The following is an 11432-nucleotide window of genomic DNA, read 5'->3' as shown; positions in this document are numbered from 1 at the left end:
GCCTCTCCGGTGGTTCCGGGGACGACATCCTTGAAGGCGGTGCAGGCAAAGATGTCCTGTCCGGTGGCAAGGGTGATGATGTTCTCAATGGTGGCGCCGGAAACGACAAGCTCCATGGTGGTGATGGCAATGACCAGCTGAATGGTGGTTCCGGTAATGACATCCTGAACGGTGGTAAAGGCGACGATGTCCTGAACGGTGGTTCCGGCAACGACAAACTTGTCGGCGGCGCAGGCGACGATACACTGGACGGCGGCGATGGCAACGATGTCCTGAAAGGCGGTTCCGGCGATGACGTCCTGATGGGCGGTGCCGGAAACGACAAGCTGGAAGGCGGTACCGGGAATGACACTTTATCCGGTGGCGAAGGCGATGATCGTTTGTCCGGTGGTCATGGTGATGACAACCTCGATGGTGGCGATGGAAATGACATTCTGCTGGGCGGTAAAGGCGACGACAGCCTTTCCGGCGGTGACGGTGACGACGTCATGAAAGGAGGATCAGGCAACGACACCTTCGACGGTGGTGCTGGTGACGATGTCATGAAAGGCGGATCAGGCGACGATCTATTCTTCTTTGGTGAAGGCGCCGGATCAGACACTGTAGATGGCGGGGCTGGCTGGACCGATACGGTTTATCTGGAAGGCAATGATGATGGTGTTGCCATGTCAGAAGATGACTGGACCATCGAGCTGACCTCCGGGTCCATCGAAGAACAGGCCGATGGCTATCTGGAACTGTCCGAAGATGCCGAAGGCACAATCATTCTATCCGATGGATCCGAGCTGTCCTTTGACGGGATCGAACGGTTTGAATGGTAATAAAAATGACGCCCCGGATCAATGGCCCGAGGCGTCGCCCCCCTCATCAGTACTGAGGTGCTTATTTCGCAAATGTCTTGCGGATATACATCACAGCGTCTTTGATTTGTGCATCTGTTAATTCATCGTCACCCGCGCGTGGTGGCATGGCAATTTCTGCGCCCGGTTTCTCAATTCCCGTAATGACTGAGTCAGCGCCGCATCATCTTTTGCCCAAATGGCTGGTGCGTTGGTAAAATCCGGCACACCTTCCATTCCTTCAGCGCCGCGACCGTCTTCCCCGTGACAGCCGCTGCAGGTATCTTCATAAACAGTTGCCCCATCAGCAAAGGCCTGGTTTGACAAAACCAGCGCCGCACCGATAATAAGGACTCTCCCTAAAACGTTCTTCATCTTCACTATTCCCCGAATATTGAACTATTTCTTTAAATTCTGGCTATACTCTAGCTGATTTAAAAATCTCCGGTTTGGCATAGATCAAAAGTACACAGGAAAAGTTGAATGACCCCCGCAATTAATCTGGCAAAAAAGAAAAAGATCACTTTTCACATTCATCAATATGAACATGATCCTAAAGCAGAGTCTTATGGAGAAGAGGCCGCAGAAAAGCTGGGACTGTCTTTGGATCAGGTTTTCAAGACCCTGGTGGTCGCAACAGAAAAAAACGATCTCTGCGTCTGTGTCGTGCCTGTCGCAGGCATGCTGGATTTGAAACAGGTCGCCAAAGCCCTGAAAGTCAAAAAGACAGGCATGGCGGACGCCAAAAAAGTACAAAGCACTACTGGCTATGTGCTGGGCGGGGTCAGCCCGTTGGGGCAAAAGAAACAACTGACCACCCTGATTGATACATCTGCCGAAACTCAGAACACCATCTTTGTCAGTGCTGGAAAACGCGGACTTGAAATTGAACTGTCACCGACTGACCTGAAAGACCTGACACGAGGCACATTCGCCCCCATCGGCAAAGCTTAGGGTCTTTTGAACAAGCGCCCGTCTATGATCAACAAACCAAACAGAATCAGTCCCATCCCGATCAGTTGATCCGTGCTCAGCTGTTCCCCCAAAAACAAACTGCCAAGCGCAATGGCACTGAGCGGTACAAGAAAGGTCACCAGCATCAGGTTGGTTGCCCCGGATGTGGCGAGGATTTTGAAATAGAGAATATACGCAAACACCGTACAGACCAGTGCCATAAAACCGATGGCAAACAGCACTTCGCCAGTCGGGACGAAATATCCATCCGGGAAACCAAAGAACAAGGCAATCGGTGTCATGACAAAGCCGGAACAGGTCACCTGCCCTGTCGCTGTCACCATCGGATTAATCCCTTTAAAGCGCCTGCCCCAGATCGCCGCACAGCCATAGGAAATGGCGGCTGCCAAAACCGCTATTTGCGCCAGGACCACACCGGAAAGACCGGACAATGCCTCAACCCCGACCATCACGATCACGCCAGCAAACCCAAGCAAGAGGCCAACGACTTTCAACAGATTGATCTTTTCATCCTGCGTTAGAAACTGCGCCAGGACGATTGTAAACAAGGGGGTAGTGGCATTAAAGATCGAAGCCAGCGATCCGGTAATTGCGGTTTGTCCCCAAACGATCAGTGTGAAAGGGATCACGTTGTTTAACAGCCCCATCACAAAAAAAGCTATCCAGAGCCCCTGCCCTTTCGGAAAAGGAATTCCTTTGATGCGCAGAACCAGCAACAGGATCACCGCAGCCCCGGCAACCCGACCCCAGACCACGACCAGTGGGCTGGCTTCGCGCAACGCAATTTCAGCATAATAAAAAGATCCACCCCAGATCAGAGAGAGCAGGATCAGTAAAATCCAGTCGGTCAGGCGCATTTGCGTTTCCATGAAAAACTCCTTCAATCGTCATATGACAATCTTAGGCCCCTGCTTCCAGTAAAACCCGCCACTTTCGGACATTGTGATTTTTAGTTCTTTATAAAGTCCGCATGGATTTCTTTAAACACACCAGCATCACGCAGACGACGTACAGCGATGCGCAGACGATCAATCACTTTTTCATCACTAAATTTCTTTTGCTTGATCAGCGCAATCTCATAATCCTGAAAGATCAGCGGTGTGCCAAACATGCCGTCCACATCATAACCGTTGATACGGGCATTATAGGTGATGCTTTCCACACCACCTGCGATCGCATCAACCCGGCCACGTTTCATAATGATGGTGCTTTGATTATAGTCTTTGGTTTCAAATTTACTGAGCGTGCTGTCATTATCAAAACGATCATTGATCTTCAGGCCGAAGGGCGTGGCAATCCTCAGACCCATTAAGTCCTCATAAGAATAGACTTCAACCCCGGCACGCGGCAAAACCCCGGCATCCAGATTCAACCCCAGCGGTTCCACCACATCATAATGTTTCACCACATATGGCGTACTTGCCAGAATGCCAAAGCTGACATCACCGCGCTGCAATTCATTCTGCATGCGTTTTAGCGGCAGCATCTGGACATCATCCACATAGCCTGCCTCACGCAAAATCGCCTTTGCAACATCATAAAGATAACCTGCTTCCCGGCCATTTTTGTCGATGAAGCTATAAGGAATTTGCTGAATGGTTGCAAGCACGGGGCCACGATCCTGTGCCACCGCAACCGATGACATCATCAGGGCGGTGCAAAGGATCAGAAACTGGTGGACGGCACGTCTCAAGAAAAGGCTCAGTTCTGTTTTGGATATTGAACGATGGTAAAGACATTATTGGCTGGATCACGGAAATGCGCGAGCGCCCCGCCCCATTCTTCCATCTCCGGCTTGCCTTCAAAATTGACACCTTTGGCTTTCAGTTCTTTGTAGGTCGCCTTGATATCATCAACGGCAAAAGACACGCCTGTAAAACGCCCGACCATGCCTGCTGTTTCAGGTTCGCTCAGGTCTACCTCTTCCAGGATCAATTTGGTACCGGGCAGATCGTAGACACAGACACCTTCGCCTTCAAACCCGATTTCAAACCCCAAAGCTTCCACGAAGAATTGCTTTGTCTCGGCAAAATCACCGGAAAAAATACGAATAGCGTCAATTGCGTTCAGCATCACTTGCGTCCCTGAAAAATTAAGTTCATATATCCATAGCAAATGCATAAGGAAAAAACCATGGACTATCTTATCACAGGACCCGAAAATTCTGACATCATTCTCGCCTTCGCCCACGGTGCAGGTGCCCATATGGATAGCAAGTTCATGGAACGCGTGGCCGTTGGTCTGGGTGAACAAGGGATCAAGGTGGTTCGCTTTGAATTTCCCTATATGCAGAAACGCCGCGAGACAGGCAAAAAACGCCCGCCGGACCGCACGCCAAAGCTGCTGACAGCCTGGCGTGAAGTGATCAACGACCTGGGCGGTGCAGACAAAATCTTCATCGGTGGCAAATCCTTGGGCGGACGTATGGCCACCATGATTGCTGCTGAACTGGAAGCCGAAGAAACACCCGTGCGCGGCGTTTGCGTGACGGGCTATCCCTTCCACCCCATCGGAAAATCAGAAGCCGAATATCTGCGTATCGAACATCTGATGGAACTTAAAACACCGACGCTGATCTGCCAGGGTGCGCGTGACGTTATGGGCTGGTGGGATGAGGTCGTGGAATATGGCCTACCCGACACCATCGATTTCCACTGGGCCGATGATGGCGATCACGACCTGAAACCCCGTGTCCTTTCCGGGCGCACCATGCGCGAAAATCAGGAAGAAGCCATCGCTGCACTGGCCGCCTGGCTCAAAGAAAAAGCAGCCGCATGATTATGGACGCAGCCACCCTGCTAGCCTTTGTCCTGACCGCCGGGGCGATTGTCTTATCGCCGGGGCCGGATACTGTTTTGATCCTCAGATATTCGCTTAATTCCGGGCGCAATGTGGGGCTGGCGACCGTCTTTGGTGTGCAGGTCGGGCTGATCGGCCATACGCTGCTCGCCATCTTAGGGATTTCCGTAATTGTGGCCTCCAGCCCATTTTTGTTTAAATCGGTTGCCGTTTTGGGGGCGGCTTACTTGGCATGGATCGGTATTCAGGGCTTTCGCGGTACCACGCTAAAATTTGATTCAGATGGTCCGGCCATCACGTCAAGAAAAGCCATTCGTGATGCGGCACTTTGTAACCTGTTGAACCCCAAAGTCATCATCCTGTTTCTGGCCCTGCTGCCCAACTTTGTGGATCCGGAACGGGGCAGTGTAACCATACAGCTGATGATCCTGTCTGCCGTGCTGATCCTGATCAACGTCATCTGGCAGGCCCCGCTGGCCTTTGCAGCCGACGCCATTCGCAACTGGCTGTCGCGTCCACGTGTACAGAAAACGGTGAATGCCTCAACGGGCGCTTTCCTGTTGTTCTTCGCTGCCCTGATGTTGTGGGAACACCTGATCTTACACTGATTTATACCAAGGTCGGATGGTTTGACTCAAAGCCACCGTAAGGCCGGGAAAATTTTCATCCTGGATGTCGTCATGTCTTGTTTGTTGTGAATGACACAACTTCACAAGCCATTCCTAACCAGAATGAAAATTTTAACCGATCATATGGGTCAAACCATCCGATCTTTGGTATTAGTCACCACGACTTTCTGATAAAGCCCGCCAAAGATGGTTTCTTTGGACCATGACCATTGATTTGCATCTATCGCATAATCACGAATTTCTTTCTGCCAGAGACCTTTTGCAAACGGTTCCAGCCAATCAAAAACCTTGCTCATAATCGGTTTTAAAGGATGGTGACAGACGGGCTTATGGTAATCGACAAAAACGATTTTACCACCGGGTTTGACCGAGGCCAAAAGCGCGTTCACGATCTTCCCCTTCATCTCTTCCGGTACTTCATGCAGCAAGAAGAAACAGATGACGGTGTCATAAGGATTGGTCTGCACAACAGAGGCATCGCCCAATCGGACACTTGCCTGATCAAACCCCTCAACCCGCTTGCGCGCGGTTTCCACTTGAATGGGTGCCACATCAATGACATCCAGCTTCCCTGTCGGACCGACCGCTTTTGCAAGGTCCGTTGAAAAACGTCCATAGACGGCGGCAGCCTGCAAGACACGCTGGCCCGGTATAATCTCTGCCGTCGTCATAAGGATCAACCGATTGGCATTGCCCCACAAAATCGCAGCTACAACAGGCGCAGAACTGAGCAATGGCACCGTCTTTGGATTAAGATATGCCCAGGTATAGGTCTTTTGCAGGTAATCCGGCAAAGACACCGAAGATGGTGATCCATCTTCTTTTCGAATATAGGTCATGAGCCCCCCTCATTGACTATAATCGCATCATATATGATTTTTTACATATTCCCAAATGACGGTTTTCATAAACAGCCTTACGGATTTTGCATACCAGCTTCTTCCAGTACCCATTCTTTAAAAAGGGCAACCTTGGGCACTTCGCCGCGCCCTACAGGATACGTCAGATAATAGCCATCGCGTTGATCGGGCAGGTCTGGAGCTTCAAACGGGATAATCAGGGTGCCCGCATCCAATTCGTCCTGTACCGCCGTCTTTCCTTCCAGGGCAACGCCAAGGCCGTTCATGGCCGCATCAATAGCTAAGGTCGCGCGATTGAAATGCAGGCCCTTGGCAGGATTGATACCGCGCACCCCTGCATTTTCCAGCCACATGGACCAGTTGACCAGTCGGGCCTCACTATGAATGAGAGTGTGATGGGCAAGATCTTCAGGCTGATCCAGCGGACGATCATATTGAATAAGCGCGGGCGAACAAATCGGCACCATGGTTTCAGGAAACAGCATCTGCGAAGTCTGATCCGGCCACACACCCCGACCATACATCAGCCCCACATCAAATCGCCCGGAAAGATTTTCAGATGGATTAAGCGTGGAATTCACCCTGATATTCACATCCGGATGCGCGCTTACAAATCGATGCAGGCGCGGCATCAGCCAGGATTTTGCAAAAATCGGTGCCGTGGCCACAGTCAGGATATCGCCCGCGCCTTGCGCCATTACCGATGTCACGACTTCTGAGATTTCATCAAATGATCTGGAAAGACAGGGCAGTAATATTTTACCCGCATCCGTTAAGATCAGGGCATTGTCCGTTCGTTTCCCCTTATTCACCCGATGAAATAGTTTCACGCCAATATAATCTTCAAGCGACTGCACCGCATGAGACACCGCAGACGGCGTAACACTAAGGTCTTCTGCGGCTTTTTTAAAACTTAGAAGTCGGGCCGCAGCCTCAAATGATCGAAGCTGCGGCAGAGGAGGAAGTGGTCTTACCATATCATCACATGAATTTTATTCATCTATTTGATGAAATCTTATCGTTTGTTCGCTGCAAAGGAAAGGCATATTTATGGGGTTAACAAGAAAACAAAAAACCACACAAAATCTTTTACAGGGAAGTATTCGAAATGCTGACACAGAGTGCAGAAGCCGTTAACATGTATTGGGAACATCGCGGAATGAGCGTACCATTAATGACGGAAAAATTATCACTTCGCAAAAGGTCAGTAACGATCGCAGGTCACGGCACCAGCGTCTCACTTGAAAATGCCTTTTGGGATGCACTGAAAGACCTGGCGGAAGATCGCGGCATTTCCATGAATGCCATGATTACCGAAATCGACAAAGAACGCACCGGCAACCTGTCCAGCGCGATCCGTGTTTTCATTCTGGAAAACATGCGCCGCTAAGGGCGCACACTTCACTTTATCTATTCTTTAAAAGATCACCAAGCCCACGCAGCAATTGTTGTTCAACAGACGGTTGCTGCTGTTGCTGTTGTTGGGTCGATGAACTGCCCCCTGGTGGCGGTGGTGGCGGTGCAATAGTTCCGTCATTTGCCGGAACCGGGGCAGGCGCAGGGGCTTGTTGCTGTACAGGTGCAGGCGATTTGGATCCACCGCCTGTTGCGCCCAGAATACCGCGCAGCAAGGTACCGACACCGTTCTTTTCCAGCTTGTTGGGCAGTGGAATAATCAGCCCGCCGCCATTAGACAACCCGCCCGTATCCAGTTTCACATTTGGCGCGTCAATCGGGCCTTTCAGGGTGAAAGGATATTCCGATTTCATCTTGGCTTTTTGGGCAAGCAGGCCAATCAGTGCGTTTTGTTTGACACTCATCACCCCTGCCACATCCATATTCCATCGGGGCAGATCAACCGTCCCGCTGGCATTGCCACTGGCAATATTGGAGGTTAATTTCGCCTGATCCAGATTTGCCACCCCATTGGTGATGGTAGAGGCAAACACCACATCAGCCAGACTTTTGGACGGATCACTGCCCGACAAGAAAGCCAGGAACTTCAACAGATCCAGGAGGGACCCATCCTGCCCCTTTTTCGACCCCACAGACACTTTGGTCAAATCCATTCCGGCGGTCCCGTTGAGGTTGGAGACCAAATCAAATTCACTCACCCCTTTACTGGCAAGCGCAGCATTCAGGTTAATACCACCATCGGCAAGCGCCGAATTTCCGGTTTGCTGCAACAGCGTTTTTAACTGCATGCCGGATACTTTTAAATCTGTTTTCAGATCAAGCGTATCGCCTAATAACCAATTTGAATTGGCCGAGATCGCCCCGCCAAACAAGGTCCCGGCGGCATCTGACAATTGCAGAACGCCATCTTTCAGATCTGCCGCCAGTTTCACATTTTCCGCGATGATCTTGTCGTACGAAACCGCCTTGTGACTCATACGCACTTTGCCGTCCATTTCTTTTAAGACAGACACATCAATGGGTGTGCGCGACCATCTTGGCGTTTGCGAGGATGACTTGGCAGGACTGCGACTTGTCTTGGCCGAAGTTTTCTTCGAAGATGTCGCGGCAGTTGATTTTGATCCGGCTGGCATAAAGGGATCTAGACGGACATGGCCCGTTTCGATATTCAGCTCCCCATAGGGGCGTTTACCCATCCTATAAAGGGCACTGCCGGACAAAGGCATCTTGCCCACTTGCCCGGTGACATTTTTCAGGCTGACACTATTGACGCTGTAGGCGATATCGGCATTAACCTCAATCGCACCTGGATTACCCTGTGGCTTATAAGAAAGCCCAAGACCCCGCGTCACACGCTGCAGGTTGGCAATCTGCGCACTGATTGTTGCATCCAGTTTTGGTAGCGGAAACAGATCCGCACGTCCGGCGACAATCACGCTTGCATCTAACGCATCCAGACTAACATCAATTTCAGGCGCAAGAATATTTTCATTTAAGGTGGCTGAAACAGAAACAGGCCCCAGTTTTTGCCAATTCAGCAGATTGCCCAGTCCGGCAATTTTAGCTGCCCCTGTCAGGTTCTCACCATTGGCGTTGAAGGAGAGGTTTTCGGCCAGCACGCCCTTGTCGGTGCGCGCAATTTTCCCGCTCAGCCCCAGTTTTAATCCTGCAAAATCAGCAACACTTGCCTGTTTGATATCCAGATCACCATTATAGATCAGGGCATTAACGTTGGCATTGCGGATATTGCGTTTTTGATAAGTCAGTTGCCCAACGGAAAGATCAAGGTTCGCATCAAACGCATCCAGAACCGCCAGCGCATCCAACGGGTCAACTGGGTTGGCCGCAGGTGCTTTCTTCGCAGTCGCGGCTTCCGTTTCACCCGTTGAAGACTGCTGATCAGCAGCGGGCCTTGTTGTTGATCCCTTAACCAGATAGGCGTCAGCATTAAACCGATCCAGCGACAGGTTCGCCCCAAAAGAAGGTCGGCTGCGAAGTGCGATGGTCGCAGCCCCATTTAAGGTAGACCCATCCATCGTGGCGGTCAGATCAACCAGACTGATCGCTTCGGGTGTCGCGCTGATTTGTGTCTGCATCATCATCTGCTGCAAACGATCCGTCGGCACCGGGCCCACATCAATCCCTAACCAGCGAAACACACCGCGCAGGTGGGCAAAATTCACATCCATGGATCCATCAAACTGGATCGACCCATTACGTTCCCCCGCCACACCAACAACCGCAACTTCGCCTGCACCGGGAAGGATCGCAGACAGTCGTTCAAGGGCGACTTCACCTTCGACAACAGACAGGCTGGATTGCAATTGACGGATGGGTTGCCCCTTCACCACAATGGCATCCACATTCAATGAAACGGTGGCGTCGATATCTTTGGGAATGGTCGGCTGTACCGTGTTGTCATTTGCCGCTTCTGGCTTGTTGGTATCCGATGGCAGTGGGCTTAAGGCAGCAGATACACTGCGACCTGATGGCTTTAACTTGGCCTCGCTTGGTTCAATCACCAGCGCCAGGGGTTCGGGTTCAACAACTTTGTAGGGTTCAGCCGTCATCCAGCGATCCCCGTCGATCTTGCTGAAATTAGCGGCTGCCTTGATCACTTTCTTTTCTGCCATAGATACATCCAGCGCAATGCGACCACGGTCATCGCCAAGGCTGATATCCAGACCATCATTTTCAAACACGACACCCTGTTGGGTCAGGGACACATCCCCGCTTACGGCAAAAGAGCGATCAAGCCCACCGGGCAAGGTCTCGCTTTCAGAAAATGCACTTAGCAGACCTGCCAGACTTTTGCCTTTAACATCCAGGCGGGTCTTAACCTTCGGTCCTTCAGAGACATGAACAAGGGTACCATTGACCCGGGCTGAGGTTTCCCCATGGGCAAAATTGATTTGTGTGGCAAAGCTTGCTGTCCTGCCATGAACAATCTGACCAACTGTTGTTTCAAATCCAACCGGAATGCCGCGCAGTTTCATGGTACCGACGGCTTCGAACGGGCCATTTAACGCCGCGATGGCAAAGCGGCTGTTGAGATCGGTAATTTCTTCGCGCACGCCACTGGCTGCATCTATATAAACCAGATGACCTTTTTCAATGATGAAATCATCAATCTGAATCGGAAGCGCAGTATCCTGTGGTGTGTCATCCACTTTAAATTCAGGTTCTGTACTTTGTGCAGGCGTGTCAGGTACAGGATCAGCCACTGCCTGTTCGCCCAACACCCAGTTGCCCTGTCCGTTTGGCAACATTTCAAGGCGGATAACAGGTTCGATCATGCGGATGGAATTGACATGCACCGTTCCGGCGATCAGCGGCATCAGCGCGACCTGAACATCCAGCTGGCGAATCGCTACCATATCATCCTGGCTGGCGCCATCAGCGTTGGCAAAACGAATATCGCCAACGCTTAACGTTGGGCTGGGCACCAGACGAAAGACGATATCGCCACCAACAACCAGATCACGGCCAGTCAGTTCCTTGACCTTCTGTGCAATTTCTGCGCGATAACCGGACCAATCAATAAAGCCCGGCACAACAAGCACTGCAGCAATAAGAACTGCCACAAAGACAGTAAAGCCGATAAGGATTTTCTTCACGTTTTTATCACCTGATCGAATGTCAATTTACAAGAAAACAAGATCGCGCCCTGACCCGCCAGCCAAGGCTCACCCCTCATTACCTAACACCTCTGGCGTCATATTACATCAAAATATCAGATCAATTAAGATTGAATCATTGATTTTACTTCACTTTTCATCAGGTAACCCTTGATATCCTAGGTTCAACCCCTCATAATTTACCCCAACTTTCAGGCCAACGTAGCCTGGACAAAAACAATATCCAATTCTTTCACCGAAAGACCCGAGATCAGACAGGAATAGTTGGCTAGGACT

General features: G+C 50.9%; 12 protein-coding genes. 5 read left to right on the top strand and 7 right to left on the bottom strand.

Annotation, left to right across the window (positions count from 1 at the left end; translation table 11 throughout):
* On the top strand, positions 1-821 hold an 821-nt coding region (locus tag RYZ26_RS14395), incomplete at its 5' end, for a calcium-binding protein (RefSeq protein WP_317683925.1).
* Between the two features lie 117 nt (positions 822-938).
* Here RYZ26_RS14395 and RYZ26_RS14390 read toward each other — a convergent pair.
* Positions 939-1214, bottom strand: a complete 276-nt coding sequence (locus tag RYZ26_RS14390) for a c-type cytochrome (protein WP_317683924.1) — start codon at positions 1212-1214, stop codon at positions 939-941.
* Between the two features lie 108 nt (positions 1215-1322).
* Between RYZ26_RS14390 and ybaK the strand changes: the two genes are divergently transcribed.
* The gene (gene ybaK / locus RYZ26_RS14385; protein WP_317683923.1) at positions 1323-1793 is read left to right on the top strand and encodes a Cys-tRNA(Pro) deacylase; all 471 of its coding nucleotides are present in this window, start codon (positions 1323-1325) and stop codon (positions 1791-1793) included.
* Here the strand turns inward: ybaK and RYZ26_RS14380 are convergent.
* The 3 genes from RYZ26_RS14380 to RYZ26_RS14370 form a co-directional block, all read right to left on the bottom strand.
* Entirely contained in the window at positions 1790-2683 is an 894-nt protein-coding gene (locus RYZ26_RS14380; RefSeq protein ID WP_317683922.1) for a DMT family transporter, read from the bottom strand. The two genes, ybaK and RYZ26_RS14380, sit on opposite strands and share 4 nt — an antisense overlap.
* Before the next feature lie 80 nt (positions 2684-2763).
* Positions 2764-3507, bottom strand: a complete 744-nt coding sequence (locus tag RYZ26_RS14375) for a substrate-binding periplasmic protein (RefSeq protein WP_317683921.1) — start codon at positions 3505-3507, stop codon at positions 2764-2766.
* 8 nt (positions 3508-3515) lie between these two features.
* On the bottom strand, positions 3516-3887 hold the full coding sequence (locus tag RYZ26_RS14370; RefSeq protein WP_317683920.1) for a VOC family protein: 372 nt from the start codon (positions 3885-3887) through the stop codon (positions 3516-3518).
* A gap of 60 nt (positions 3888-3947) precedes the next feature.
* On the opposite strand from RYZ26_RS14370, the gene RYZ26_RS14365 reads away from it, so the two are divergent.
* Together RYZ26_RS14365 and RYZ26_RS14360 are read left to right on the top strand one after the other, a co-directional pair.
* Positions 3948-4592 carry an alpha/beta family hydrolase gene (locus tag RYZ26_RS14365; RefSeq protein WP_317683919.1) on the top strand — a complete coding sequence of 215 codons (645 nt, stop codon included), beginning with the start codon at positions 3948-3950 and terminating at the stop codon, positions 4590-4592.
* Positions 4589-5221: a LysE family translocator gene (locus tag RYZ26_RS14360; RefSeq protein ID WP_317683918.1), complete on the top strand. Its 633-nt coding sequence runs from the start codon at positions 4589-4591 to the stop codon at positions 5219-5221. Before RYZ26_RS14365 ends, RYZ26_RS14360 begins: the two co-directional genes overlap by 4 nt.
* A gap of 149 nt (positions 5222-5370) precedes the next feature.
* Here RYZ26_RS14360 and rquA read toward each other — a convergent pair whose 3' ends face one another.
* Together rquA and RYZ26_RS14350 are read right to left on the bottom strand one after the other, a co-directional pair.
* Complete coding sequence (gene rquA / locus RYZ26_RS14355; RefSeq protein ID WP_317683917.1) at positions 5371-6081, bottom strand: rhodoquinone biosynthesis methyltransferase RquA; 711 nt, start codon at positions 6079-6081, stop codon at positions 5371-5373.
* A 77-nt stretch (positions 6082-6158) separates the two neighbouring features.
* Positions 6159-7079, bottom strand: a complete 921-nt coding sequence (locus RYZ26_RS14350) for a LysR substrate-binding domain-containing protein (RefSeq protein ID WP_317683916.1) — start codon at positions 7077-7079, stop codon at positions 6159-6161.
* A 197-nt stretch (positions 7080-7276) separates the two neighbouring features.
* On the opposite strand from RYZ26_RS14350, the gene RYZ26_RS14345 reads away from it, so the two are divergent.
* On the top strand, positions 7277-7492 hold the full coding sequence (locus RYZ26_RS14345) for a ribbon-helix-helix domain-containing protein (RefSeq protein WP_317683927.1): 216 nt from the start codon (positions 7277-7279) through the stop codon (positions 7490-7492).
* Between the two features lie 16 nt (positions 7493-7508).
* Here the strand turns inward: RYZ26_RS14345 and RYZ26_RS14340 are convergent, their stop codons facing one another.
* Positions 7509-11135 carry an AsmA family protein gene (locus RYZ26_RS14340; protein ID WP_317683915.1) on the bottom strand — a complete coding sequence of 1209 codons (3627 nt, stop codon included), beginning with the start codon at positions 11133-11135 and terminating at the stop codon, positions 7509-7511.
* Positions 11136-11432 lie beyond the last annotated feature (297 nt).

The organism is Terasakiella sediminum, assembly GCF_033100395.1.
GTDB lineage: Bacteria > Pseudomonadota > Alphaproteobacteria > Rhodospirillales > Terasakiellaceae > Terasakiella.
This window is presented reverse-complemented; position numbering and strand designations above follow the sequence as displayed.